Annotated in this window: 24 protein-coding genes and 1 riboswitch; of the genes, 10 read left to right on the forward strand and 14 right to left on the reverse strand. The window is 70.4% G+C overall.

The genetic code is table 11. The features are described 5' to 3' along the window. The first annotated feature begins 72 nt into the window (after nt 1–72). Complete coding sequence (locus ACIA8L_RS27810; RefSeq protein ID WP_395909387.1) at nt 73–630, forward strand: hypothetical protein; 558 nt, start codon at nt 73–75, stop codon at nt 628–630. Between the two features lie 312 nt (nt 631–942). Here the strand turns inward: ACIA8L_RS27810 and ACIA8L_RS27815 are convergent, their stop codons facing one another. Continuing rightward, nucleotides 943–1,455 carry a hypothetical protein gene (locus tag ACIA8L_RS27815; protein ID WP_395909388.1) on the reverse strand — a complete coding sequence of 171 codons (513 nt, stop codon included), beginning with the start codon at nt 1,453–1,455 and terminating at the stop codon, nt 943–945. A gap of 327 nt (nt 1,456–1,782) precedes the next feature. Between ACIA8L_RS27815 and ACIA8L_RS27820 the strand changes: the two genes are divergently transcribed. Then, nucleotides 1,783–2,034 carry a hypothetical protein gene (locus tag ACIA8L_RS27820; RefSeq protein WP_395909389.1) on the forward strand — a complete coding sequence of 84 codons (252 nt, stop codon included), beginning with the start codon at nt 1,783–1,785 and terminating at the stop codon, nt 2,032–2,034. 167 nt (nt 2,035–2,201) lie between these two features. Here the strand turns inward: ACIA8L_RS27820 and ACIA8L_RS27825 are convergent, their stop codons facing one another. From ACIA8L_RS27825 to ACIA8L_RS27840, 4 genes are all read right to left on the reverse strand, one after another. Then, a complete protein-coding gene (locus ACIA8L_RS27825) occupies nt 2,202–2,573 on the reverse strand; it encodes a hypothetical protein (protein WP_395909390.1) in 372 nt (123 codons plus the stop codon). Nucleotides 2,574–2,659: 86 nt separating this feature from the next. Beyond that, nucleotides 2,660–3,085, reverse strand: a complete 426-nt coding sequence (locus ACIA8L_RS27830) for a roadblock/LC7 domain-containing protein (RefSeq protein ID WP_395909392.1) — start codon at nt 3,083–3,085, stop codon at nt 2,660–2,662. A 96-nt stretch (nt 3,086–3,181) separates the two neighbouring features. Beyond that, complete coding sequence (locus ACIA8L_RS27835) at nt 3,182–4,108, reverse strand: ADAM 12 protein (RefSeq protein ID WP_395909394.1); 927 nt, start codon at nt 4,106–4,108, stop codon at nt 3,182–3,184. A gap of 23 nt (nt 4,109–4,131) precedes the next feature. Continuing rightward, nucleotides 4,132–4,518, reverse strand: a complete 387-nt coding sequence (locus tag ACIA8L_RS27840; protein ID WP_395909396.1) for a hypothetical protein — start codon at nt 4,516–4,518, stop codon at nt 4,132–4,134. A gap of 293 nt (nt 4,519–4,811) precedes the next feature. Here ACIA8L_RS27840 and ACIA8L_RS27845 point away from each other — a divergent pair, with 293 nt between their 5' ends. From ACIA8L_RS27845 to ACIA8L_RS27860, 4 genes are read left to right on the forward strand one after another with little or no spacing between them, the layout of a single operon-like run. After that, a complete protein-coding gene (locus ACIA8L_RS27845; RefSeq protein WP_395909397.1) occupies nt 4,812–5,165 on the forward strand; it encodes a VOC family protein in 354 nt (117 codons plus the stop codon). Then, nucleotides 5,162–6,262: an AI-2E family transporter gene (locus ACIA8L_RS27850; RefSeq protein ID WP_395909399.1), complete on the forward strand. Its 1,101-nt coding sequence runs from the start codon at nt 5,162–5,164 to the stop codon at nt 6,260–6,262. Before ACIA8L_RS27845 ends, ACIA8L_RS27850 begins: the two co-directional genes overlap by 4 nt. Further along, entirely contained in the window at nt 6,259–7,491 is a 1,233-nt protein-coding gene (locus ACIA8L_RS27855) for a deoxyguanosinetriphosphate triphosphohydrolase (RefSeq protein WP_395909401.1), read from the forward strand. Before ACIA8L_RS27850 ends, ACIA8L_RS27855 begins: the two co-directional genes overlap by 4 nt. 12 nt (nt 7,492–7,503) lie before the next feature. Beyond that, on the forward strand, nt 7,504–8,757 hold the full coding sequence (locus tag ACIA8L_RS27860; protein WP_395909403.1) for an NAD(P)/FAD-dependent oxidoreductase: 1,254 nt from the start codon (nt 7,504–7,506) through the stop codon (nt 8,755–8,757). A gap of 48 nt (nt 8,758–8,805) precedes the next feature. Here the strand turns inward: ACIA8L_RS27860 and ACIA8L_RS27865 are convergent, their stop codons facing one another. The 5 genes from ACIA8L_RS27865 to ACIA8L_RS27885 are packed head-to-tail and all read right to left on the reverse strand — an operon-like array spanning nt 8,806 to nt 15,306. Next, nucleotides 8,806–9,996 carry a type II toxin-antitoxin system HipA family toxin gene (locus ACIA8L_RS27865; RefSeq protein WP_395909404.1) on the reverse strand — a complete coding sequence of 397 codons (1,191 nt, stop codon included), beginning with the start codon at nt 9,994–9,996 and terminating at the stop codon, nt 8,806–8,808. Nucleotides 9,997–10,004: 8 nt separating this feature from the next. Continuing rightward, a complete protein-coding gene (locus ACIA8L_RS27870) occupies nt 10,005–11,597 on the reverse strand; it encodes a DUF262 domain-containing protein (protein WP_395909405.1) in 1,593 nt (530 codons plus the stop codon). 34 nt (nt 11,598–11,631) lie between these two features. Next, nucleotides 11,632–13,539 (reverse strand): ABC1 kinase family protein, encoded by a 1,908-nt coding sequence (locus ACIA8L_RS27875; RefSeq protein ID WP_395909407.1) that lies wholly within the window; start codon nt 13,537–13,539, stop codon nt 11,632–11,634. A 27-nt stretch (nt 13,540–13,566) separates the two neighbouring features. Continuing rightward, nucleotides 13,567–14,379 carry an aldo/keto reductase gene (locus tag ACIA8L_RS27880; protein ID WP_395909408.1) on the reverse strand — a complete coding sequence of 271 codons (813 nt, stop codon included), beginning with the start codon at nt 14,377–14,379 and terminating at the stop codon, nt 13,567–13,569. Nucleotides 14,380–14,388: 9 nt separating this feature from the next. Continuing rightward, nucleotides 14,389–15,306, reverse strand: a complete 918-nt coding sequence (locus tag ACIA8L_RS27885) for a TetR/AcrR family transcriptional regulator C-terminal domain-containing protein (RefSeq protein ID WP_395909409.1) — start codon at nt 15,304–15,306, stop codon at nt 14,389–14,391. 67 nt (nt 15,307–15,373) lie between these two features. On the opposite strand from ACIA8L_RS27885, the gene ACIA8L_RS27890 reads away from it, so the two are divergent. From ACIA8L_RS27890 to ACIA8L_RS27900, 3 genes are all read left to right on the forward strand, one after another. Then, nucleotides 15,374–16,591, forward strand: a complete 1,218-nt coding sequence (locus ACIA8L_RS27890; RefSeq protein WP_395909411.1) for an FAD-dependent monooxygenase — start codon at nt 15,374–15,376, stop codon at nt 16,589–16,591. A 59-nt stretch (nt 16,592–16,650) separates the two neighbouring features. Then, complete coding sequence (locus ACIA8L_RS27895) at nt 16,651–18,222, forward strand: diguanylate cyclase domain-containing protein (protein ID WP_395909413.1); 1,572 nt, start codon at nt 16,651–16,653, stop codon at nt 18,220–18,222. 48 nt (nt 18,223–18,270) lie between these two features. Continuing rightward, nucleotides 18,271–18,423, forward strand: a riboswitch (cyclic di-AMP (ydaO/yuaA leader). A 234-nt stretch (nt 18,424–18,657) separates the two neighbouring features. Then, a complete protein-coding gene (locus ACIA8L_RS27900) occupies nt 18,658–19,332 on the forward strand; it encodes a hypothetical protein (protein ID WP_395909414.1) in 675 nt (224 codons plus the stop codon). Here the strand turns inward: ACIA8L_RS27900 and ACIA8L_RS27905 are convergent. From ACIA8L_RS27905 to ACIA8L_RS27920, 4 genes are all read right to left on the reverse strand, one after another. Beyond that, nucleotides 19,325–20,137: a hypothetical protein gene (locus ACIA8L_RS27905; RefSeq protein ID WP_395909415.1), complete on the reverse strand. Its 813-nt coding sequence runs from the start codon at nt 20,135–20,137 to the stop codon at nt 19,325–19,327. The two genes, ACIA8L_RS27900 and ACIA8L_RS27905, sit on opposite strands and share 8 nt — an antisense overlap. After that, nucleotides 20,134–20,751 carry a SigE family RNA polymerase sigma factor gene (locus ACIA8L_RS27910; protein ID WP_395909416.1) on the reverse strand — a complete coding sequence of 206 codons (618 nt, stop codon included), beginning with the start codon at nt 20,749–20,751 and terminating at the stop codon, nt 20,134–20,136. Before ACIA8L_RS27910 ends, ACIA8L_RS27905 begins: the two co-directional genes overlap by 4 nt. Nucleotides 20,752–21,074: 323 nt before the next feature. Then, on the reverse strand, nt 21,075–22,337 hold the full coding sequence (locus ACIA8L_RS27915) for a polyprenyl synthetase family protein (protein ID WP_395909418.1): 1,263 nt from the start codon (nt 22,335–22,337) through the stop codon (nt 21,075–21,077). Nucleotides 22,338–22,857: 520 nt separating this feature from the next. Then, nucleotides 22,858–23,583 (reverse strand): vancomycin high temperature exclusion protein, encoded by a 726-nt coding sequence (locus ACIA8L_RS27920; protein ID WP_395909420.1) that lies wholly within the window; start codon nt 23,581–23,583, stop codon nt 22,858–22,860. Between the two features lie 100 nt (nt 23,584–23,683). On the opposite strand from ACIA8L_RS27920, the gene dnaG reads away from it, so the two are divergent. Next, nucleotides 23,684–25,552, forward strand: a complete 1,869-nt coding sequence (gene dnaG, locus ACIA8L_RS27925) for a DNA primase (RefSeq protein ID WP_395909421.1) — start codon at nt 23,684–23,686, stop codon at nt 25,550–25,552. The last annotated feature ends 2 nt before the right edge of the window (nt 25,553–25,554 follow it).

The following is a 25,554-nucleotide window of genomic DNA, read 5'->3' on the forward strand; positions in this document are numbered from 1 at the left end:
CCTTGCTCGATCTATCCGGTTCATCCGGTTCCCGGCTCACCCGCCAGTCGGTCTCGCCGTTACGATCGCATCGTGATCAAACGCGGGCGGCCGCTGCTAGTCGTTGCCGCTGTGGGGGCGTTTCTCATCGTCGCTGTCTCGGTCGTGGTCGTCGTCTCATTGATACGCGACGACGTTGCCAGCCGCGCATGCCCGGCCCAGCTGCAGGCGGACGAAAGCAAGGTCCGCTCAGACCGTAATTGGACGGAGATGGATCTTCCAGGTGTCGGCGACTACGCCGAGGTTCACTGGCAACTCCGTGCCGCCGGCGACCCGTGCTTGCGGGCACCGGGCCCGACGGACTGGCACTACCAGGGGGTCATACGGCTTCGCCCTGAGGATGCGACCGCCTTGGCCCAGGGGTACTCCGATTGGCAATCGGTCCCAGTATCCGCGACGCCCTCGCCCGGCGGTTATGAGTGGGATACCCCTTCGCAGATGTGGTCCGCACTCGTCCCGTTCGTACCGGTCGGCGTGAGTTGGTCGCATAGCCTCAGCTACGCCAATACCCAGTTCCAGCACGGTCGGTGGGGAGACCTGTACTTGGACCCGGACAAGACCGTGGCGTTTTTCGTCCTTTACGACCACTAAGAGATTGCAGGCACGGCTGCGACACCGCAGATCCTCGGTCGCTGGCGATCGTCGATGGCCTGCGGCAGAGAGCGGAGCCGCGCCCCGGGTGTTCGCGCCGTACTGCGGCAGCGACAACGGAATGGCGCTGCTGCTGCGCCCCACCAGCCAAGGTCAGATGCGTAGCCCGCTGTTGCAGTGACCGATGGAGAGACGGAGCGGTTCTTGCCGCTCGTGGTGTGCAGTCCGTGCCCGCACCGGTGCTGAGCGGCCAGAGCCCTCGTCCTGGTCCACATCGCCGCCTCCGTGCACCGCCTTGTTGCGCCGGTGGTGCTACGGCAACGAGGGCAGCGAATCCGGTTCGACGTCGGGCGGGCCTCCGAAGAGGATCTCGTTCGAGTTGAGCACCGTGAGCAGTTCTTCGTCGAACCGGTTCCAGTAGACGGTGCCCTCGATCCGCCATGGACTCTTCACGATGCTCGCGCCGCTTGCGTCCGGGGCCCACGGCACGCTGCCCGGCACCCGGCCGAGATAGATCTGGGCGGCGTCGGACAGTGGCAGGTCTCCCGAAGCAACCCGGGCCCACAGCTCGCGCCCCTGCCCGACAATCCAGGTGCACAGGTCCTCGGTCGAGTCCTCAGACCACACCTCCGCGTCGACGAGCACCCCGTCGGCGAAATACCCTTCGACGAGATCGGCGGCGGCCACGACATATGCCTGCCCATACGCCACGACCACATCTTTCGGCTGCTGCATCAGCCAGGATTCCAGCACATCAAGCCGGTGGCCGGCCGCGTCGATGACCAGCCAGAACCATGCCGGTATCTCGGGATCGCTGAAGTCCATACGCAGAACCTAAGGTGCTCGCCGACCTGCAGCGCAAACGTCGCCGCAAGCCAACGCCGAACGCCCATTGAGTCGAACGATCCAGGTTCCGGATCTGCCGCCGTTGGCAAGTGCTGGCGCGTCCGGCCTTCGGCTATCGGCGTTGTCGCCTCCAGCGACCGGTTGCACCCGCGAGTGACGGCGCGGTTTCCCTTTCGATCTTCTTTGGTGCGTCTTACATGTCCCTGAGGCCCCCGGTACTGCTGAACCGCTTGCCGGTGGCCGGGCGTACGGCTTGTGGAAGGGTCGAACCGAGTACAGGAGGTCGCCTTGAAGCACGCCGCACCGGTGACTGCGACATCGTTCGCCGAACTGTCGAAAGCGTCGATCCGCCGCCGGCAGATCCTGCCGCGCCGTCATGCCGCCGGGCCGCGACCGGCCCTACCCACCGGCGCGGCCGGGCTGGCTGTCACCGCCTTCGCGGCCGACTCGGGGGGTTTCGACCCGGTCACGGCAAGTTGGCTGAGTGCGGAGTTGGGTGACGGCCCACCGCCGGAGCAGGTACTGGACCGCGTCCTCGAGGCCCTGTCGGCCCTCTGAGCCAAGCCTTCTGCAAGGGTGACCCCGTCGGCCGGGACCGGCGGCGGAGATCGTGAGGGGGGCGTGGGTGGAGCTGGCTTCCCCTCGAAGGGAAACACAGAGCCGCCCCGCCGACCGGCGGGCGGTGGCGGGGCGGTTGGCTGCAGGGTATAGAGGTACAGCTACTGCTAGACCTCCATGTCGTCCTCTACGCGGGACAGGGTGTGGCGGGCCAGGGCCAGGTTGGCGCGCTGGCGGTTCAGGGCCAGGTACAGGAACAGGCCCTTGCCCGAGCGGCCGGTTACGGGACGGATCAGGTGGTACTGGCCGGCCAGCGTGATCAGGATGTCTTCGATGCCGTCCTTGAGGTTGAGCATCTCGATCGTGCGCATCTTGGCCCGGACCACGTCCGTGTTGCCGGCGGCGGCGACGGTCAGGTCCAGGTCTTTCGAACCGCCCAGCACGCCGAGTGCCATGCCGCTGTTGTAGTCGACCAGGGCGACACCCACGGCGCCGTCGATCGTCATGAGTTCCTTGAGTGCAGTTTCCATGTCCGCCATGGCTACCTCCGAGAGTTTGTTACTGGGGGAAGGAAGGGAAGGTTCAGTACTTCGTCGGGGTCTGCGGTGGGCACCACCGCTGCGGTTCACCATGCCGCCGGCTCCGGCACGGCCTGCGCGAAGCTCAACGCGGCGTCGTTCATCACCCGGGACACCACCGCGGTGGCGCGCCGGGCCTCGTGGTGCAGGCGGGCGACGTTCGCGTCGGCCCGGGCCAGGAGCACGAGCACGGCGCCGTGGCCGGCCATGTACATCGCGACGTGCCCTCCAGTGCTGCTGATGAGCACCTCCTGAAAGTCCTCGTGACCGGCGCTGTCGGCGATCCGCTGGCTGACGCCGAGGCAGGCCGCCGCGAGCGCGGCTACGCCCTCGACCACGAGCGCCTGCGCGTCGTCGGCAATGAGCAGTCCGTCGGTGCTGGCGACCAGGCATCCGGTGATCTCCGGTACCGCCTGCCGCAGCCGGCTGAGCTCCGCCAGCAGCTCGCCGCGCAGCTCCGCGTCGGTCCTCATCGGGACAATTCCTCCTTTCTGCGGCGACTCGCCAAGGAAAGCGGGGGCTCACCAGGAAAGCGGCGGCTCCTCAAGAGCCGGCCACCGCCGCCCGGTTCATCGCAGCGCTTGCAGTGCCGCGCGGATCCGTTTCAGTAGCGAGTCGTCCGGTGACTTGTCGATCGCCCCGGGCAGTACGGCCAGGGCGCTGACCCCGGCCGGGAGTTCGCGACGGCCGCGGGGTGCGGCCGGCTCCTCGAACGTGAAGGTGCCGGGGACCCGGTGCGGCAGCGGCTCGGCCGGGGGTTCTTCCTGTGGGGTCGGTGCGGGCTCTGGCAGTACCACCGAAATGGGCTCTTCTTCTGAAGAGGCCGGAGCGGGCGGCGTGACCAGTCCGGCCGCGGCCAGCCGCCGCACGTCCAGCGTCACCGCGTAGGCCGAGCGGCCCAGCAGGCCCGCCAGCTCCTGCGGTGTGCGCTGTCCGTCCGCGTGCAGGACGATCTCCCACTGCAGGCCGGACAGCAGCACCCGGTCGAGGCCCGGCCGCAGGACCGGCACGACCGGTGCGAGGTCGGTTGCTTCTGAGGGGTGCACCTCGTCGAGCATGCGCCGCTGCCGGGCGACGTGGTCGCACACCTGGTCCGCTGTCACTGTGCCGTCCGCACCGAGCCAGTGTTCGATGCCTTCATCGAAGCGCAGCTCGGCCCGGGCGGTGCTGAGCACGAAGAACGCGGCGTCGTACAGCGCCTGCACCGCGCAGAGCTCGATCTCGGCCGCGGTGACGTGGCCGCCCTCGACCAGGGCGCGGGCCGGGCGGGACGGGATGGTCTCCCAGACCCGCTCGTCGACCTTCTCGCACGCGGTGAGCAGCCGGTCGACGCTGGGCGCGGCCGGTGACTCGCAGCCGTTGACGAGGCCGTCGCGCAGGAACAGGACCCCGCCGGGCTCGCCGTGCACGGTCAGCGCACCGGTGGCGCCTTCCTTGGCCAGCTGGGTAAGGGCCTTGGCCGGCGTGGTGCCCCGCGCGAAGCGAGGTTTCGGCACGGAAGCTTTGGCTATCACCGCGGTCACGCGAGATCGTCGGCCAGCGAGCGGACCCGGCGGCGGGCCATGGCCAGGTTGCCCTCGTTCCGGTCGAGCCAGACGTAGAGGACCAGACGGGAGTCGAAGCTGGTGCGTACCGGCCGGATCAGGTGGTACGCGGCCGAGGTGCTGATGATGACGTCCTCCACCGTGTCTCCGGGCACCGCCGGGGCATAGGCCGCGGTCTGCATGGCCGCGTGGATGACGCTCGCCGTGCCCAGGGCGGCCGCGGTCGGGTCGGCGTGCGGGGCGATGTGCTCCTGCCCGCCCTCCAGCCCGAGGGTCTGGCCGGTGGTGTAGTCGATGAGGCTGGCTCCGAGAGCGCCCTTGATGGACATCGCGCGGTGCAGGCAGTCATCGATAGCAGGCAACAGGTGCTCCTGGGTCTCACGGTCGGTTCGGTCGATGGCAACGCACCCCGGACGGCGCGCGTCATCACCACGCGTTCACGGCAAGTTACCCCGTGCTCATTGATCAGTTACTCCGTGCGTTCGGGCAAGAAGGTCTGACCGAAGAGTTTGTGTGTTTTGCAATTTGCATGTTTGGCCGACGGGGCGGTCGGAAAGGTACTAAGCTGCCCAACCCGCCCGGCTCGCAGGACTACTGCGACGGTGGTCGGTGCGGCGTATGGTGGGTCCCCATCGTTCACGGCGGAGGTGTGTTCATGGGGAGTCGCTGGTACGCCCTGATCGTCGACGCGGTCGACCCGGAGCGCCTGGGCCGCTGGTGGGCCGAGGTGCTCGACCACCGCGTGGAGACCGTCTCCCCGCGCGAGGTCGTGATCGGGCCGGACATCGACGGCCATCCCCGTATCGTCTTCACGCTGCACGGTGGCGAGGAGCTGCCCCGCAACCGGCTGCACCTCGACCTGCGCCCCGACGACCTCGACGCTGAACTGGAGCGGCTGGTGAACATGGGAGCCCGGCACGTGGACGTCGCCGTGCCCGAGAATGCCCCCTGGGTGATGCTGGCCGACCCCGAGGGCAACGAATTTTGCATCATCCGGCCAAAGCGATGAGCTTCGCAAAAACCTACCGGCTGGCCATCGCGGCCGGGCTGGGCCTGCTCACGGTGGCGGTGGGGGCGTTCGCGCTCTACTCCGTGCGGCAGGTGCTGGTCCAGGTGATCATCGCGCTGTTCGTGGCGGTGAGCCTCGACCCCGCCGTCCGGCTGCTGATCCGCCACGGCGTGCGCCGCTCGATCGCCGTGGCCATCATCGCCGTGCTGGTCCTGGCCATCCTGGTCGGGTTCGTCTGGTCGCTGGTGCCGCAGCTGGTCGGCCAGGCCGGGCAGCTGCTCGACAACGTCCCGCACTACCAGGAGGTGCTGCAGGACAAGTCGCGGACCTACCGCGAGATCGCCGACCGCTACGGCCTGACGCAGAAGCTCACCGAGTTCGCCGCGTCGCTGCCCGGGAAGATCGGCGGGGGCGCGCTCGGCGTGGTCACCGGGATCTTCAGCGCGCTGGTCAACGTCCTGCTGGTGACGGTCCTGACGCTGTACTTCATGGCCGACCTGCCCCGCCTGCGCCGCGGCCTGGTGCGCCTGGTGCCGCGGGCCAACCGGCCCCGGGCCGCGCAGGCGATCAACGTCGTGGTCGACAAGGTCGGCGGCTACATGATCGGCAACCTGATCATCTCCCTGGTCGCCGGCGTCTCGGTGTTCATCTGCCTGATCGCGCTGGGCGTGCCCTACGCGCTGCCGCTGGCCGTGTGGGTCGCGCTCACCGACCTGATCCCCATGATCGGCGCCGGCGTCGGCGCGGTCGGCTGCTGCATCGTCGCCCTGGTCACCGGCGACGTCACGTCCACCGTCGTGCTGATCGTCTTCTTCCTGATCTACCAGCAGATCGAGAACTACATCGTCGCCCCGCGGGTGCTGCGCAACACCGTCGACCTGTCCTCCGTCGCCATCCTGCTCGCGGCCCTGACCGGGGCCGCGATCCTGGGCCTGGTCGGCGCGCTGATGTCCATCCCGATCGCGGCCGCCATCAAGGTGCTGATGACCCCGGTGGTCGAGACGCTCAACGAGCCGCCGCCGCGGGAGCCGCCGGCCGAGCCGCCGGTACCGATCCCGGCGCCCAGGGATGAGGACTCTTCTAAGCTCGAACCGTGACACCGTCGCCGGAAGACGTGGCCCGTTTCGTGCCCGAGTCGGTCAAGGACACCATCACCACGTCCGCCGACAACGGCCGGACGCCGTTCCAGCGTGACCGGGCCCGGGTCCTGCACTCCGCGGGCTTCCGCCGGCTGGCCGCGAAGACCCAGGTCCATACGGCCGGCACGGACGCGTTCCTGCGCACCCGGCTCACCCACTCGCTCGAGGTGGCCCAGATCGGCCGCGAGATGGGGGCCCGGCTCGGCTGCGACCCCGACGTCGTCGACACCGCCGGCCTCGCGCACGACCTCGGCCACCCGCCGTTCGGGCACAACGGCGAGGACGCGCTCGACGCGGTCTCCCAGGCCTGCGGCGGCTTCGAGGGCAACGCGCAGACGCTGCGGGTCCTGACCAGGCTCGAGGCGAAGGTCCCGGGGGCCGGCCTCAACCTGACCCGGGCGGCGCTGGACGCCGTCGCCAAATACCCGTGGCTGCGCCTCGAGGACAAACGCAAATTTGGGGTGTACTCCGACGACGCCGACGTGTTCACATGGCTACGGGCCGGTGCCGATCCGGGCGCCCGTTGCCTGGAAGCGCAGGTGATGGACTGGGCCGACGACGTCGCCTACTCCGTGCACGACCTGGAGGACGGGATCCACGGCGGCTACGTCCACCTGGCGCCCCTGCGCATCGACGCGGGTGAGCGTGGCGCCTTGTGCAAGGACGTCGCTTCGGTGTACTCCCACGAGTCCGCGGCCGACCTGGAGGCGATCCTCCTCGAGCTGCTGGCCGATCCGGTGTTCGAGCCCTTGGACGAGTACGACGGCAGCCACCCCGCCCAGATCGCCCTCAAACGCATGACCAGCGTGCTCACCGGCCGGTTCGCCGCGGCCGCGGTCGCCGCCACCCGGGAGCGCTACGGCCCCGACCCGCTCAGCCGATACGCCGCCGACCTCCTGGTATCACCCCTGGTCCGGGCCCACTGCGCGTTGCTGAAGGGCATAGCGTTGCGCTATGTCATGAGAAGACCGGGATCTTCGCAGCGGTACTCCGATGAAGTACACCTGCTGCAGTCGCTCGTGGCTTTTCTGTCCGAGCGCGGGCCCGACGCCCTGGACCCCGTCTTCGCGCCGATGTGGCGGGCCGCGCCCGACGACGCCGCGCGCCTCCGCGTGGTGATCGACCAGGTGGCGAGCCTGACCGACCAATCCGCCGTGGCGTGGCATGACCGGCTCGCCGCCACGTGACAGGCTGGACCCATGGCTGATGAGCGCACGTTTGTGATCGTCGGGGCCAGCCTCACCGGCGCGAAGGCGGCGGAGACGCTGCGCGCCGAGGGCTTCACCGGCAAGATCGTCCTGATCGGCGAGGAGACCGAGCGCCCCTACGAGCGCCCGCCGCTCTCCAAGGACCACCTCCACGGCAAGGAAGGCGCCCGCGAGAAGGCCTTCGTCCACGAGCCCGGCTGGTACACCGCCAACGACGTGGACCTCCGCCTGGCCACCCGCGCCACCCACCTGGACGTCGCGAACAAGTTCGTGACGCTGGACGGCGTCGAGGAGCTGCACTACGACAAGCTCCTGCTGGCCACCGGCTCCCGCGTCCGCACCCTCGACGTCCCCGGCGCATCCCTGCCCGGCGTCCGCTACCTGCGCACCCTTGACGAGTCCGACGCGCTGCTCTCGCACCTGAAGACGGCCGCCAACGTCGTCATCGTCGGCGCCGGCTGGATCGGCCTGGAAACCGCGGCCGCCGCCCGCCACCACGGCGCCAACGTGACAGTGGTCGAGCTGGCCGCCCTCCCGCTCCAGCGCGTCCTCGGCGACGAGGTAGCGTCGGTGTACGCCGACCTGCACCGCGCCCACGGGGTCGAGTTCCGCTTCGGCACGTCGGTGGCGTCGTTCCGCGGCACGACCGCCCTGGAAGCCGTCGTCATCAACAACGGCCCCGAGATCCCCGCCGACCTCGTGGTCGTCGGCGTCGGCATCCAGCCCAACACCGAACTGGCCGTCGACGGCGGCCTCTCGGTCGACAACGGCATCCTGGTCGACGCGTCCCTGCGCACCTCCGCCCCCGACATCTACGCCGCCGGCGACGTCGTCAACCTCGACCACCCGCTGCTCGGCTCCCGCATCCGCGTCGAACACTGGGCCAACGCGCTCAACGGCGGCAAGGCCGCGGCCCGCGCCCTGCTCGGCGCGGAAGTCACGTACGACCGCGTCCCGTACTTCTTCTCCGACCAGTACGACCTGGGCATGGAGTACAGCGGCTACGCCACCGACTACGACCGCGTGGTGTTCCGCGGCGACCCGACCGTGAAGGACGGCAAGGCCCCGGAGTTCATCGCCTTCTGGGTCAAGGACGGCCGCGTCCTGGCCGGCATGAACGCCAACGTCTGGGACGTGACCGACCCGATTCAGGCCCTGATCCGAGCCGGCTACGACGGCAAAACCGTCGACCTGACCAAGCTCGCCGACCCCGACGTCCCCCTCGACCAGCTCCTGCACGACTGACCCGCCGCCGCGCCCCGGGCACGGACAACGCAGTCCGTGCCCAAAAGCTCAACGCGCGATCGGCAGGGCGGTGAGCCTACCCTCGTAGTGATCGGCGAGCGCCGGAAAGCGGTGCCGCGCCTCTTTCGCAAGCTCGCCGGTCCACGCCGCCCGCAGCCGTTCGACGGTCTCCCGGACGAGATCCACGACAACCTCCGGCCCGACCTCCGCCGCGTCCCCGAGCCGCCGAAAATTGTCCAGCGTGACCAGCTGCGGCATCTGCTCACCACCGAGGCTGAGCGCCAGCGGCGCATACCTGAACCGGCGGTACACGTTCAGAGCGTGGAAGTCGTAAACCGGCGAAAGCGCGGGTGTGCGCCCGTCGAGGTAACGCAGCCCCCAGTTCTTCAGATGCGCATCGGTGTTGCCGGTGACCACAACCGCCACCAGCCGCCGTACGTAATCGAAGTACCCCTCGTCCCCCAGGAGTCCGTGTATGGCCGCGCCCACGTTGTCGCAGGTCGCGCCGAATTCTCCGTACTTCTCCCGCGGCTCCGCGTCGAAGACCTGAGCGAAGTCCTCGACGTGCACACGGCCTTCCGCTGCCCGGTCGAATCGTCGCACCAGGAACAGCGGGTCGTCAGGAGCGATGAAACCCTCCGGGATGCTCGGAACCGCGTGGGCCGGCAGTAGTGCCACGTCTGGCACATCCATACCTGCATCGCTCAGCCAGCGCATCGTCAAGTATTCGTTCTGGACCAGATGCTCGAGATTCGGATCCGGGAGCTTGGCGATCCACCAGCCGGAGGGCCCTCGGACTGGCACGCTGAGCCGACTGCTGTGGATCGAATACTTCAATTGCATGCCGGCGAGCGAGTGCCGAAGCGATCGCTCATCCCACGCGGCCGTGCTCTGTAGCCCGGTCGGATCGTCGGTGTCGTCCGGCTCTGATCCGTGCACCGACACCGCACCTGGCAGCACCGCGCCGAGCCGTACGAGCAGCCTGAAGTCGCCGACCCGGCCGCCACCCATCTCGCGCACGACCTGCCGCCGGAGTTCGCCCTCGGGCAGGAGATTGGCGAACCAGGGTGGTAGCCCAATCCGCGCCCTGCGTTCGGCTCGCGGGCTCTCTTCGAAGACCTGCCCAAGGGTGCGATGCTCAGCGGCAAACAGGTCGTCGTCGTACCAGAAGGCCGATCCGCCCTTGTCATAGACGAGCCGGCCGACCGGTCGATCGTGGAGCCGAACCTCGGCGTCCATGTCACCCATTACGCCACCGATCTGACGATGTCTGCGAGCGATCGCCCATCTCGCGCACCCCACTCAGCCATCGCGTTGACGTGTCTGCCGATTGTCAACGCCAGCTGGTCGGCGCGAAGTTCCAAGAAACTGTCTGCGTCGCCGCGGGCCAGCGACGCGAGTGCGTCCTGATCGACTACGTAGCTCGACGCGATCTGATTCGAGGCATTGAGCAGCAGGCTGCGTATCGACCCGGTCAAGGATTTCGGCACGACGATGCGGTTGGCGAAGGTGCCGGCCAGCTCCGTTGCCGGGGCGTCGACGATCGTACGCACGGCGCCACCGCTCTCCAGGACGGCCGGCAGGTCGAGCGGCTGGCCGGTGGTGAAGTCTTGCGGGCCGGTCGAGAGTAGCCCCAGTAGGTTGATCTTCGTCGCGGCGTGATTGAGGCCGACTTTCCACAGATCCGGTTCAAATCCGCGGCGGTCGGTAACTTCGGCCAGCAGTGCGCGCGCGGCCTCGTAGGGATCGGCACTGCCCGCTGCCGTGATCGCCCGCCGAACGATCGCCACGCTGACGCCGCCGGCCATCAGGCGGTCGATGGCATCTCGCCAGACCCAGCGGCGAAGGAGGGACGCCTGACGTCCGCCCGGTTCACCGTGTTCCTTGACGAACCGCACCAGCACCGGGATGACATGACTGTAGGGCAGAAGCCGACGATGCGGAATTCCGGCCTCACCTTGGAGGAACTCGACGACAGCTCGGAGGCAGGCCGCGACCTCGCGGAACGTATCCGCCCGATCCTCGGCCGACGAGAACTCGTCCAGGAGGTCTTCCCGAAAGATGTCGCCGTGGCGATACGCGAGGACGCACTGCAATGCGAGCCGCGCGGGGAGTGCACCGAAGCTGAGCTGTGCCGAAACCGCGCCGACCGCCTTCAGGTCGAACGGGCTGTCGCCGGCCAACCCGGAGTGGAGCGCGTGGAAGACCTCGGCCTTGGTCAGTGACTTCCCAGCACCATTGAGGCGGTCGAACATCTCCCGAAGAGCGTCCTCGTCGTCCGAGTTCACGACGTAGACCGAAATGGGGTAGTCGCGAATGGCCTGGGCCGCGCTATCGGCCAGTTCGATGTGCGCGGCGGTCATCCAGTCCGCGTTGTCGCGTATCCAAGACAGCATCGGGGCGGTGGCTGACAGTCTGCTCACCGGAATCCAGTGCGCCGACGGTAGCTGCCGGGTGCCGAGGGCGTGGAAGCGGGCGTCGTCCAGATCGAAGTAGATGCGGAAACGGGAATCGGTGGTGTCTTCGGCCGCCGCGAGCGCGCCGACGAGGCTGGTGACACGCTGTTGACCATCGACGACCCAATAGGCCGTGTCGAGGTCGGGCGCATCGACTTCCAGCGGCCCGACGCGAACGGACCCCGCCGGTGCGGGGCGACGCCAGAGTACGAGATTGCCGATCGGGAAGCCGCGAAGAATGCTGTCGAATAGTGCGATCACGTCCGACGGACCCCACTTGAATCCGCGCTGAAATGGTGGAATTCGGAGTCGGCCCTGCTGCACATCAGCCAGCAGGTCCAAAGGTGTGCGGTATTCGATTCGTGGCCGATCCGGCGTCGGCATGCACAGCCTCCGTTTCGAGTTTCCCGGGACAACCTTAGCGGCGGAGGGCGGTTACCAGCGCGCGGAGCATGAGGACGGCGCTGAGTAGGAGGAGGTTGTAGCCGAAGAGTTGGTACAGGGTCAGGCTGGCTGAGAGCCCGGGGCCGCCCGTCGTGCCCAGCAGGAGGACGGCCATCACGCCGGTTACGGCGCCCAGGAAGGCCAGGGTCAGTTGGCGGACCAGGCCGGTGATGTAGGTGCGGTCGCGTTCGTCGGCGAAGAGGCGGGTGGCGAAGGTCAGGCGGCCCTGTTCCAGGGCGTTGGTGATGCGGTCGACGCGGCGGGGGAGGCGGCGGAGCAGGGGGAGGAGTTTCAGGGCTTCGTCCTCGGCGGCCTGGCGCAGTGAGGGTGGGCTGAAGCGGCTCGTGATGCGGCCGGTGGCGAAGGTTCGCGCGGCTTCGATGATTTCGAAGTCGGGGGCGAGCGCTTTCAGGGTGCCCTCCAGCGTGGCTACCGCCCTGAAGACGGCGGCTACCCCCGGTGGGACGCGCAGGCCGTGGGCGCCCAGGATGCGGAACAAGTCGATGAACATGTCCAGGCGTGGCGGTACCCCCGCCGCCAGATGACTGGCCATGAACTGGCCCAGCGCCCGTTCGAGGGCCTGCTCGTCCAGGCCTTCGGGGCGGGCCACCGCCTCCAGCAGCGCGTCGCTCAGGCCGGCCCGGTCCCGGCGGTCGATCGCTACCAGAAGGTCCTGCAGGGCGGCCTGGATGTTGGCGTCGATCCGGCCGACCACGCCGAAGTCGAGCAGGGCCAGGCGGCCGTCGTCGAGGACGAACACGTTGCCGGGGTGGGGGTCGCAGTGGAAGATGCCGTCGATCATGATCTGTTCGAGCATGAGCGACAGGAGCTGGCCGGCTCCGGCTTCATGTTGCGAAGAGCGAGTTCCCAGCGGTACCCCCGGAAGCTTCTCCATCACCAGCACGCGCGGGGTGGACAGGTCGGTGTGGATTTCGGGGATGACGACGGGGCTCTTGCGGGCCATCGCCAAGGTTCGCACGGCGGTGGTGTTGGCGGCCTCGACGCGGAAGTCGAGCTCCTCGGTCAGCGCGTCGGCGAAGCCCTGGGCCAGGTCGTTGATGCCGATCGCGCGGGCCCAGGCCATCCGCTCGTGCAGGCCGCGGGCGAGGGTGGCCAGGATGTCCAGGTCGCGCTCGACGAGCGGGCGGAGGCCGGGGCGCTGCACCTTCACGACGACCTCCGCGCCCGAGCGCAGGGTGGCCCGGTGGACCTGCGCTATGGACGCGGCCGCGATCGGCTCTTCGTCGAAGCTGGCGAAGATCGTGTCGGGCTCGGTGCCGAGCTCGTCGATGAGGACCGCGCGGATGGCGGGCCACGGCGCGGGCGGGACCTCGTGCTGCAGCTGGCTCAGTTCGGCGATGAACTCCGGCGGGAGCAGGTCGCGCCGCGTCGACAGGACCTGGCCGAGCTTGATGAAGGTGACCCCGGACTCCTCCAGGGCCAGGCGCAGGTGGCGGGCCCGGATCGCGGTCGAGCCGGGGCGCCGGCGGCCGCGGCCGCGCAGGTACGGGCCGAGGCCGTGGCGCACGCCGATACCGGCGATCTGGCTGTAGCGGCGGGTGCGGGCCAGCCAGCGGCGCAGGGCCCGCAGCCAGGTGATGGGCGAGCTGCCGTGCGGTACCAGCAGCTCGGCCAGCATCAGGAAGGCCATGGTGACCAGCAGGGCGGCGCCGATGACGACCGTGAGCAGGGCCGGGTTGGCCTCCACGCCGCCGGTGCTGCGGGTCACGACACCGGTGGTGAGCAGGGCGACGGCGCAGCCCGCGACGGTGCGCAGGAGGCCGATCCGCAGGCCGAGCAGGCGTCGCGCGCCGACCACGATCAGCAGGAGCAGCAGGATGGTGACGATCGTGCCGAAAACGGCGAAGGAAACATTGGCCACGATCGAATCATGGTACGGAACGAGATCCTAAAATTCTTCCCAGGTCGCCGGGTCCTGCTTGACCGGGAGCTGCTTGATGCCGTCGATGGCGGCGGTCTCGTCCGCGGTGAGCTCGAAGCTGAACAGGTCCGCGTTCGTGCGCTGGCGGTCCCGATTGGCGGAGTGCGGTACCACCGCGATGTCCTGCCGCACCAGCCAGCGCAGGACGATCTGGGCCGGCGTCACCCCGAGGCGGGCCGCGGGGGCGGTGACCGCCGGGTGCTCGAGGACGCCGCTGTTGCGCTCGAGCGGGCTCCACGCCTGCACGACGGTGCCTTGTGACCGTACCGCCGAAACCAGCTCTTGACGGGCGTGCGACGGCGACACCTGCAGCTGGTTGACGGCCGGGGCGATGCCCGTGGCGGCGGTGACGGCGGCGAGGTGCTCGGGCAGGAAGTTGGACACGCCGAGCGAGCGGATCAGGCCCGCCTGCCGCAGCTCGGCCATCTCCTCGTACGACTCGACGTACTTGCCGACGTTGGGCAGCGGCCAGTGGATGAGGTACAGGTCGACGTAGTCCAGACCGAGGCGCTCCAGCGAACCCTCGAGCCCGGCGCGCGTCGAGCCGCGGCCCTGGTCGCTCCCGCGCAGCTTGGTCGTCACGAACAGCTCGTCCCGCGGCCGGCCGGACTGGCGCACGGCCGCGCCGACGGCGTCCTCGTTGCCGTAGGCGGAGGCGGTGTCGAGCAGGCGATACCCGGACTCGATCGCGGCCAGCACGGCGTCGGTGGCCGGGGCGCCCTTGAGCGGCCAGGTGCCGTAGCCGACGATCGGCATCTCGTGGCCGGAGTTCAGCTTCATGCCCCCAACCTAACCAATGAGCGCGGCCAGACCGTCGAGCAAGCGGGTGAGACCGAACTCGAAAATCGTGTCCAGCTCGTAGTCGACGGAGTCGCCGCCGAGCGCGGCCAGCTTCTCCATCGTCGGGAACTGGCCGCCGGCGGTGATCCGGGCGAAGCGGGCCTCCTGCGCGGTGAACCACTCGACGTTGTCCACCCCGGTGTCCTGCTCGGCGGCGGCCTCCCACTCGAGGTTGACGGCGGTGCCGCGGACGTGGTTGGCCAGCATGATCGTGGCGTGCATGGCGACCGGCAGGGGCAGGCCGGCCCGCTCCAGGGCGGCCAGGTTCCACTCCGTGTGCGCCATCGCCCGCTCGGCCATCGGCGGCCGGGTGAACGACATGACCTCGGCCGCCCACGGATGGCGGCGGTACACCCCCCACTGCAGCCGCGCCGAGGTGGCCACGGCGGCCCGCCAGTCCCGCGCCCGCGCGTCGGCGGTGGGCAGCGGGGACTCGCCGAAGACGGCGTCGGTCATGAGGATGAGCAGCTCCTCCTTGCCGGCGACGTGCCGATAGAGCGTCATCGTCGGCATCCCGAGCGCGGCCGCCAGCCGGCGCATCGACAGCGCGGCCAGGCCTTCGGTGTCGGCCAGCCGGATGCCGGTCGATACCACCCGGTCCAGCGGCGCCGGCCCGTCGGGCGTGGCGGTGACGCGGGTGCGCGGGCGCCGGGCGACGACGGTGCCGATCCCGGGCTGCGGCTCGACCAGGCCCTCCTGCCGCAGCGTGTTGAGGGCCTTGGTCGCGGTGGCCATGGCCACGTTGTAGGAGCGCATGAGCTCGCGGGTCGACGGGACGCGGTCGCCGGGGCGCAGTTGGCCGGCGGCGATGGCGACCCGGAGCCGGGCGACGATGCGCTGATACGGGGGCTCGGTACCGTGCTGCACTAGTGCACACCCTATCCCCGATCGCGCGACGTTGAGCGCCCGGACGCGGTGTTCGTACGGTGTACGCATGACCAAAGTTCTGATCTCCGGCGCCAGCATCGCCGGCAACGCCCTCGCCGCCGAGCTGGCCCGGGCCGGGTGTGCAGTCACGGTCGTCGAGCGGGCCCCGGCGATCCGCCCCGGCGGCTACGCGGTCGACGTCCGCGGGGTCGCGCTGGAGGTGGCCGAGCGGATGGGCGTCGCGGCGGAAGCGCGGCGGTGGCAGACCGACACGGAGGGCACGAGCTTCGTGGACGCGGACGGCAAACGCATCGCCACGCTTCCGCGCGGCTTCGGCGTCCTGGACCCCTCGGATATCGAGATCATGAAGGGCGATTTTTCGGGGGTACTGCATGAGGCCGTGCCACCGGGCGTTGAGTGGATCTTCGGGGACACTGTGGCGGCGCTGGACCAGCGCGGCGAGCGGGTCGTGGTGCGGCTGGAGCGCGGCGGGGTGCGCGAGTTCGACTACGTCGCCGGCTGCGACGGCATCCACTCCCGCGTCCGCGCGCTGGCGTTCCCCGGCGAGCACCTCCATCATCTGGGCAGCAACACCGCCGTGTTCACGGCCCCGAACGAGTTCGGCGTGGAGCGGTGGCAGCTGATCCACACGATGCCGGGCCGGGTGATCAGCGTGAAGACGGACCGCGACTGTCAGGCGACACAGGCCTCGTCGGTACCGGCGCAGTCGGCCGGCGGCGGGTCTCGCGATGTGAAGGTGACGCTCCTGTATGGCGGGGGCATGCCGCCCCGCGACCGCGCCGAGCGGGTGCGGTCGGTCGAGGCCGCGTTCGCCGGGGCCGGGTGGGCCGGGCCGCGGCTGCTGGAGCGGTTGCGGGCCGCCCCCGATCTGTACGTCGCCCCGAACGCGCAGGTCCGCCTGCCGGGCTGGACCGCGGGGCGGGTCGCGCTGGTGGGTGACGCCGGCTACGCGCCGTCGTCGCTGACCGGGCAGGGAACGGGGATGGCCCTGGTCGGTGCGTACCTGCTCGCTCGGCACATCGTGGCCGGGGACGACTTGAGGGAGTACGACCGGGAATTGCACGAATTTGTGGAGGTCAATCAGCGGGCCGCGCTCGGTGCCGCCCGCGGCTTCGCGCCCAAAAGTGAACTCGCCGCCCGGATGATGAGCCTGAGCATCCGGTTGCTGCCGTACATGCCGGGCCGCAACCTCATGTTCGCGGCCATGACCAGCCAGGCCCGCAAGGCCGCGAATGCGTTGATCTTGCCATCGGCGATCTCGTGATCGGTATAGGGTTTACTTCTCATCCGGTTTGATGCGTCGATGTATGGGTGCAAGGTCAGATGGCGCGGAAGCATGAACGGGACGCGGCGATGGCCGCGATCCGCTCCGTGTATCGCATCACCGGCCGCATCAACACCGGCAGCACCGTTGCCGAGACGCTCCAGCTGATCGTGGACGCCGTGGTCGACGGGACCGGGTTCGGCGCCGCGGTGGTCAACTACCTGCACCGCGACGAAGGGTGCTACGAGGTGGTCACCGCCGCCGGGCCGGAGGAGGTCGCCGCCGCGCTGCTCGGCACCCGATACCCGGCCGCCGAGTTCGACGCCTACGTCGGGCGGTCGGAGGCGTGGGGGCAGCTGTGGTATCTCCCGGCCGAGCGGCACAGCTTCCACCTCCCCACCTGGGTGCCGGACGAGGTCCCGGCCGACGACGGGGTCGCCCCCGAGGAGCGGTGGGACCCGCTGGACTCCCTCTTCGCCCCGCTGCGCGCGCCCGGCGGCGAGCTCGTTGGCATCCTCGCGGTCGACCTGCCCGACGACGGGCGCCGGCCCGGGCCGCTGCAGCGCGAGCTGCTGGAGATGCTCGCCGCCCAGGCCGGCATCGCGATCGACAACGCCAACCTGGTCGAGGAGCTGCGGCGGGAGCGCCGGCACCTCGCGGCCAGCGAAGAGGCGTTCCGGCTGGCCTTCACCGGGGCCGGCACCGGCATGTGCACGCTCAGCCTCGACGGCTCCGGCCTGACCCGGATGACCCGCGTCAACCCCGCCCTCTGTGAGCTGCTCGGCCGGTCCGAGTCCGACCTGCTGCGGCTGCAGATCGCCGACCTGCTGCACCCCGACGACCTCGACCGGGCCCGGTTCGCGTTCGCGGCCGCGACGACCGGCAAGGGCACCCCGGTGCGCGACTACGAGATCCGCTGCGTGCGCGGCGACGGGGCGGAAATCTGGGTCGCGGCCACCCTGTCGCTGGTGGCCGGGCCGCCGCCGTTCGGCATCCTCCAGGTCCAGGACATCACCGGGCGTAAGGCCACCGAGGCCGACCTGGTCCGCCGGGCCTCCCGGGACCCGCTCACCGGCCTGGCCAACCGCGACGCGCTGGCCGCACCGCTGGCCGCCGCGATCCGCCGCGCCCAGGCCGCCCAGGGCGACAGCGTGCTGCTCTTCTGTGACCTCGACGACTTCAAGATGGTCAACGACACGCTCGGCCACGACGCCGGGGACGTCGTGCTCATCGAAGTGGCCAAACGGCTGTGCGGCCTGGTCCGTCCGGGCGACACGGTGGCCCGGCTGGGCGGCGATGAGTTCGTCCTGCTTGTCGCGGCGTCGTCGGTGACGTTGGGTGTGGCCTCGGTCGCGCCGCTGATCGACCGGATCGAGCACGCGGTCGCGGCGCCGATCGTGCACGACGGGCGCGTCCTGCGGGTCCGGGTCAGCGTCGGGGCAGCCGTGATCGATGCCACGGTCCACGACTCCGGTGCCGCGCTGCGGGTCGCCGATCGAGCGATGTACCAGGTGAAAGGCCACCGCCACAACCACCGGGTGACCGAACGGGTGACAGCGTACGGTGAGCGAACCGGTGCTGGGGGTGGTATCCCGTTGCTGCGGTTGGCCGAGGCCGAAACCGCTGGGTAGTGTCGGGTGGTCTGCTCCGGGCGACGCACTCCGATCCGCGGGGGCACCGGGCAGGCGCCGTCGAGTCGCGCCGCACACTTCGGCGTCGCGAGCCGGGGACCCATCGCAGTCCTTGGGGTGTATCCGTGACCGAGTCACGGTAGGGCGAATCCTCCCGTCCGAACCCGTCAGCTAACCCGGTAGGCGGCACCGGAAGGAGAACCGCATCGTGCTCTACGACGACTGTCGCCGTCACGCTCCCGGACGGGTGAGCGCCAGGACCTGATTCCTGGCCGTCCGCTCACCGCCGACCGCCGCTCGCTCCGCGCGATCCCTTACGCACCACGGGATCGTGCCGATGGCGGGCGCCCGCTCTCGTCCCGGAGACCTTTCTTGCCTCTCTTGACCCCGCTGCCGCGGCAGTTTCAGCCCCGGCACCGCCGTCCCGTGCAACCCGTGAGAACCGCGGCCGTGTCCGCCGTCGTCCTGTCCGCCACGCTGCTCGCCTCCGGCTCCGCCGGCAGCACCACCGCCACCGCGACCGCGGCCTCGGCGGCCGGCGCGCCGCCTTCGGTGACCGACTCGCTGCCGATGTACGAGCCGAAACACGCCGCCTACGACGTCGAAGCGAACGACGTCTTCGGCCTGGCCGTGCTGTCCATCGCGCCGGTCGAGGTCGCCGCGGCCCCGATCCTGCCGCGCCCCGTCGCCGGCCTCGACCAGACCCAGATGAACAACGCGGCCGCGATCGTCAAGCAGGGCCGGGCCCAGGGCATCCCCGAGAAGGGCCTGGTCGTCGCGGTCGCCACGGCTATGCAGGAGAGCGACCTGTACAACGTCGCCAGCCCGGCCGTGCCGTCCTCGCTCAAGCTCCCGCACGACGGCGTCTCGGCCGACCACGACTCGGTCGGGCTGTTTCAGCAGCGGGCCAGCCAGGGCTGGGGGAGCGTGCCCGAGCTCATGGACCCGGCGCACTCGGCGATGCTGTTCTACAGCGCCCTGTCCGAGGTCTCCGGCTGGCAGGGCATGAGCGTGACCGGCGCGGCCCAGGCGGTGCAGCGCTCGGCCTATCCCGGTGCCTACCAGAAGCACGCCGACCGGGCCGAGGCCGTCGTGGCCGCGCTCACCTGACCGGGTCGATGGTCCAGTCCTTCGGGTCGTCGAGCAGGTGGACGGTTCCCGGTGCTCGGCCGCCCGGGACGAGTGGGACGCGCAGCCCGGGGTCGTCGGCTGTCCCGGGCACATACGCGTGGTCGTTGAGCACCAGCACCCAGACGGTTCGCTGCTGGGCGGCGTCGTAGCTGTACTCGACGCCGACCAGCGCCAGGCCGGGCGTGACACCGGTGATGTAACCGGGCAGCGGGACGGGACGCTGGGCGTCGGTGTCGAGCTGCTCGGCGATGTGCTGCCAGAGGTTCTGGTTCGCGGCGGCGTCGCCGGGTGCTTTGCCGGCGATCGTGGCGTATGCGTCGGGGGCCCATGGCCATTGCTTCTCGTTGTGGCCCTGTGGAGGGAAGTCGGGTGCGTACAGGGAGATCGTGAAGTCGGTTGTTCCGTCCTGGCTGCGGTACCGCTGCGACTGCCGGGCCGCCCACAGCTGCGGATACGGGTCGGGCTGGACGCCTTCCGGCAGCCAGCCGGCCCTGAACCGCAGCACGAGCACCGGGTCGAACCCGCGCTCTTGCCCTTGCTCGGGCGCTTGCTGTCGGTGGGTTACGGCCGGCGTCGGTGGGTCCGCCGCGGAGACGTCCGGCTGTGCGCCCGGTTGGGCCAGCGCGAGCCCACCGGCCAGGACCAGCGCGGCCGCTAGTGCTTGCTGCGCGAACCTTCGCTGTCGCCGCCGCCGCCCGACGCTCACAACCGCACTCAGGTCGACGAGCGACTCCGGCGGCTCGTCGTCGGCCCGCATGAGACTGCGCAGGCTGTCCTCGTTCATCGCGACCTCGCAGTGGTCTCGTGTTTCGTGACGGTCTCGTGTTTCGTGACGGTCTCGTCTTTCGGAACGGTCTCGTCTTTCGTGACGGTCTCGTCTTTCGTGACGGTCTCGTCTTTCGGAACGGTCTCGTCGTCTTTGAGGAGCCGCCGCATCGCTGCGAGGGCGACCGAGGTCTGGCTCTTCACGGTCCCGGGCGCGCACCGCAACACCTGCGCGGTCTGCTCGACCGACATGTCATAAAAGAACCGCAGCACCAGTACCGCCCGCTGCCGCTCCGGCAACCGCGCGAGCGCCGCCTGCAGGTCAATCCCGGCGGCGACATTCGTCAGCGCCCGGTCCTCAACCCCCCGCTCCGGCACCTGATCGACCAGCCGCACCCGCCCCGACCAGGCGAGCCGCCGCTCGTCGACGAATCGATGCACGAGCACCGCCCGCACGTACGCATCGACGTTCCCGGCCCGCCGGACCCGCTTCCACCGCACGTACACATCGGTGAGCGCCCGCTGCACGATGTCGTCCCCGCGACTCCAGTCCCCGCACAGGAGAAACGCCGCCCGCCGCAGTCCCGGCAGCCGAGCCCGGACAAACTCGTGAAACTCGTCGTCCCCCGCCATGCCGCAGCCCTCCCCGCATCACCCCTTAGGCGTGCCGGGACCCCCATCCGGTTCGGGCCGTCGACGACTGCTTTGTCCCTTGCCGCAGCGCTTGCGGAGGTTGCGGTGGCGGCTCTGCTCGGCGCGCGGTGACGCGCGGCGGCTCGGGCTCCATTGCGGGGCGCGGGGTGGCGGAGGCACGGCGGGGCGGGTGCGGAGGTGCGGCGCGGCGGGTGGCGGTGGCGGGTGGCGGCTCGGGCTCCATCGCGGGGCGCGGGGTGGCGGAGGCGCGGCGGGGCGGGGCGGGTGCGGCGCGGCGGGTGGCGGTGCGGTGGCGGTGGCGGTTATCGGGGGGTGGCGGTGGCGCGGCGGGCGAGGGCGACGAGTTCGGCGACGGCGGCGGGGGAGGGGGAGGCCAGGTCGAGGGCCAGGAGGGCCTGGGAGAGCAGCTCGTCGGCCTGGCGGCGGCACCAGTCGAGGGCGCCGGACTGTTCGATGGTCTTGGCGGCGCGTTCGACGTCGGTGTCGCTGAGGCGGCCGTGGCCTGCGAACAGGGCGGTCAGCTCGTCGGCGCCGGCGGCTACCGCGGCGGCCACGGGGAGGGAGCGGCGACGGCGGCGGAGGTCGGCGCGGCCGCCTTCGCCCCAGATGCCGATGAGGTCCTCGGTGAACTGGACGGCCAGGCCCAGCCGGACCCCGAACAGCCGGAGGCGCTCCACCTGGGCCGGGTCGCCGCCGCCCGCGACCGCGCCGAGCGCGCAGGCGCAGCCGAACAGCGCGCCGGTCCGCTGCTCGACCATGGCCAGGCAGTCGCGGAGCAGGTCGGTGCGTTCCTCGCCGGCGGTACTTCCCCGGCGCAGTGCGAGCGAGGCGTGCTGGCCGTGCAGCAACTCTTGCACCGTGTCGCCCAGGATGCGCAGCATGGCCCGGTCCGGCCCGGCCTGTCCGGACCGCTGCCGCAAACCCGCGGCCCCACCCTTTGCGCGGCTGGGCAACATGCCGAACGCGTCGTCGGCCGTGGCTCGCCGCCCGGCTCGCGGTGTGCTGGAGCCGAGCGCGTCCGGGGTCGGTGCGCCGAGAGCGGTCGGCGTGGCCCTCGAGTCGCGGCTCGCGGATGCGTCCTCGTCCCCGGCGGCGGCTGAAGACAGCCCGGCGGTCTCGATGCCGGTGCCTGTGCGGGGGGTGGGGTGGGTGTGGGTGGGGTCGCCGGTGGCGATCACGTCGTACGCGAGGGCCAGCAGTGCCTCCCCGCCCAGCGACGCCGGCTCCGGCCCGACGACGCTCCAGGCGGTGCCGTCGGCGTGCTCCTCGACCAGGTCGCGGCGGATGGCTGACCAGTGGTGCATCAGCTCGACCGCGACCGCACCCGGCACGGCGTCGTGGGGGTCGCCTCCGACGGCGTCGGCACAGACCAGGGTCAGGGCGCTGCGGAGGGAGGCGGCGGGGACGTCGTCGCCGAGGTGCCAGCCGAGTTGCAGCTCGGCGACCGCGCGGGACGGCTCCGGCAGGCGGCCGATCGCGGTGCGCAGGGGCGGGTCGACCAGACGACCGGCCCAGCGCAGGACGTCATCCGTGGTCCGCAGCACGATGACCACAGCGGTTGCCACCACCCATCGTCATGTTCGCGGAATCAAGAGACGTGGTCCGAGATCGGGCCCGGCCGATCGCCGCGGCCCCGTGAACCTGGTCAAGTATGCCGGTGCGGCCGGGCGCGCATGCCGGAAACCGCAATGGACGGGCCGTGTGGCGAAGGCGTCAGTCGCCCGACCGGGGCGAGTCTCGCCAAAATCGGCGTGTCGCCCCCAGATTCTGCTCACGGTCACCTGCCCTCGGCGCTGCTTTTGAAGACGCCGAAGTCGGCCCGACGGTCAAAGCCGGATGCGGGAACAGGCCGGCGCGCGGGATCGAGCCAGCGCGCGCGGGATGACGTCGTCGCTGCGGGTCGTGTCCCGGAGAGAGCCGACGCCGGACCGAGCGGGCGCTGGACCGAGCGGGCGCTGGACCGAGCCGGCGTGCGAGTCGAGCCGGCGTGCCAGTCGGGCCAGTGTGCGGGTCGAGCCGGTGCGCGAGCGTGGGCCGGTGTGTCGGAGCGAGTCGGTGCGCGGCAGCGCGGCCGGGGCACGTCCACTATGGAGTGTGCGCGGCCACTGCCTGCTGGAGGGACGGGTCGGGTGGGGACTGGGCCGCGGGGGCGCGGTCGCTCGTGGCGTCCCACGCGGCTTTCCAGGCGGCGGCTACGTCTCTGAGCTGGTTCTTCCAGATTGTCACCGTGCGGCAGCCTTCGCAGCCGGATGGGACGCCCCAGGCGTCGACGTTCACACCGCGGCAGAGGGTGACGGCCCGATACAGGTGGAGGTCCTGGCTCACCAGCAACGCACGGCTCACGCCGTAGACGTCGTGGGCGCGCTTGCAGGTGTCGTACGTGTCGAGGCCATATGGGTCCATGACGACCCTGGACGGCTCCACGCCCTTGCGGGCCAGGTAGTCGCTCATGACTCGGACCTCGTTGCCGGAGCCGCCCTGCGCGTCGCCGGAGATGAGGAGAGCCTTCACTTTGCCGGTGGTCACCAGGGCCGCGGCCGTGTCCAGGCGGTTGCGCAGGAACGTCTTGGGTTCCTGGCCGCCGGGGGCGACCTCGGCGCCGAAGACGATCGCCACATCCGCCGCCGGGGCCTCGGCGACCGAGACCAGGCGGCCGGACGACACGGCTCGGACCCACACCGTCGGGGCGAGGACGATGGCGACGATCACAATGGTGGCGAGGAGCAGGCGGAGCAGGGTCCGGCGGCGACGGTACCAAGGAAGGGCCTTCGGGGGTTTTGGCTCTTCTCGCACGGCCGGTGGTGTGGACATGTCGCGAGGATCGCACGGCCCGGCAATGCTCGATGCCCCGCCGGGTCGTAGATTGTCGTAGCGCCGTGGTCCGGTTCGGGTGGGTCGGAGATGCGGCAGGATGTGTGGGGAGGTGTCGGTGGCCGGCAAGATCAAGGACGAGGACATCGCCCTGGTCCGGGAACGCACGTCGATCGAGGACGTGATCTCCGAGCACGTCACGCTGCGTTCGGCGGGCGGTGGCAACCTCAAGGGGCTGTGCCCGTTCCACGACGAGAAGACGGCCTCCTTCAACGTTTCTCCCGCCCGGAATGTCTACTTCTGCCACGGCTGCGGTGCCGGTGGTGACGCCATCAAGTTTCTGATGGACCACGATCACCTCACGTTCGTGGAGTCGGTCGAGCGGCTGGCGTCGAAGGCGGGGCTGCAGCTGCGCTACGTCGAGGCCGGCAGCGCCCCGGTGCGGCCCAGTGGCCAGAAGCACCGGCTGGTCGCCGCGCACGCCGAGGCGGCCCGGTTCTATCAGGAGCAGCTGGGGTCGCCGGGCGCGCGCAAGGCCCGCGAGTTTCTGGCCCAGCGCGGGTTCAGCAAGGAGGCGGCCGAGCGCTACGGGTGCGGGTTTGCCCCCGAGGGCTGGGACAACCTGGCGAAGCACCTGCGGCAGAAGGGCTTCTCGGCGGCCGAGCTCACCACCGCCGGCCTGTGCCGCGAGGGGCGCAGCGGCGGCCTGATCGACCGGTTTCGGCGACGGCTGCTGTGGCCGATCAAGGACATCTCGGGCGAAGTGATCGGCTTCGGCGCGCGCAAGCTCTTCGACGACGATGACGGGCCGAAGTACCTGAACACACCCGAGACACCGCTGTACAAGAAGTCGCACGTGCTGTATGGCATCGATCAGGCGAAACGCGAGATCGCGAAGCAGAGCCGGGTCGTGATCGTGGAGGGCTACACCGACGTCATGGCCTGTCACCTGGCCGGCGTCCCGGTGGCGGTGGCGACCTGCGGGACGTCGTTCGGCGGCGACCACATCTCGGTCCTGCGCCGGCTGCTGATGGACGCGGACGGCTATGGCGGCGAGATCATCTTCACGTTCGACGGTGACGCGGCCGGGCAGAAGGCGGCGCTGCGCGCGTTTGAGGACGATCAGCGTTTCGTCGCCCAGACGTTCATCGCGGTCGGCCCCGACGGCATGGACCCGTGTGAGCTGCGCCTGGCCAAGGGCGACGCCGCGGTGCGGGACCTGGTGGCCGACCGGCAGCCGCTGCTCGACTTCGCGCTGCGCTCGGTGATCCAGCGCTTCAACCTCGACACCGCCGAGGGCCGGGTCGGCGCGCTGAAGGCCACCGCGCCGCTCGTCGCCAAGATCAAGGACCGGACGCTGCGGCCTGAATATGCCCGCAAGCTCTCCGGCGACCTGGGCATGGAGCTGGAGCTGGTGCAGCGCACCGTCGCCTCGGCGGCCAAGGGGGTCGTCGATCCGATGCCGGTGCCGGCCCAGCGCCGCGTCCTGTCGCCGGACAGCGCGGAGGCCCTGGTCGAGCGGGAGGCGCTCAAGCTGGCCCTGCAGCTGCCGACCCTGGCCGGGCCGATGTTCGACGCGATCGGGCCGGAGATGTACACGCATCCGACCTACACCTCGCTGCGCACCGCGGTGCTCGAGGCCGGCGGCGCGTCGAGCGCGGCCGGCGGCGCGGTCTGGATCGAGCAGGTGCGCGAGGCCTGCCTGGACCTGACGGCCGGGGCGATGGTGGCCGAGCTGGCCGTCGAGCCGCTGCGCCTGGACGGGGACCCGGACCCGCGCTATGTCGAGGTGACGATCAACCGGTTGCAGCTCATGGCGTTGAACCGGACGATCGCCGAGCTGAAGTCGAAGCTGCAGCGGATCAACCCGGTGAGCAGCGCCGACGAGCATCTGCGGCTGTTCAGTGAGCTGGTGTCGCTGGAGGGCCACGCGCGGGCCCTGCGCGACCGTGGCGCGAGTCGGTGGTGACG

The organism is Dactylosporangium sp. NPDC051541 (genome assembly GCF_044454505.1).
Classification (GTDB): Bacteria; Actinomycetota; Actinomycetes; order Mycobacteriales; family Micromonosporaceae; genus Dactylosporangium.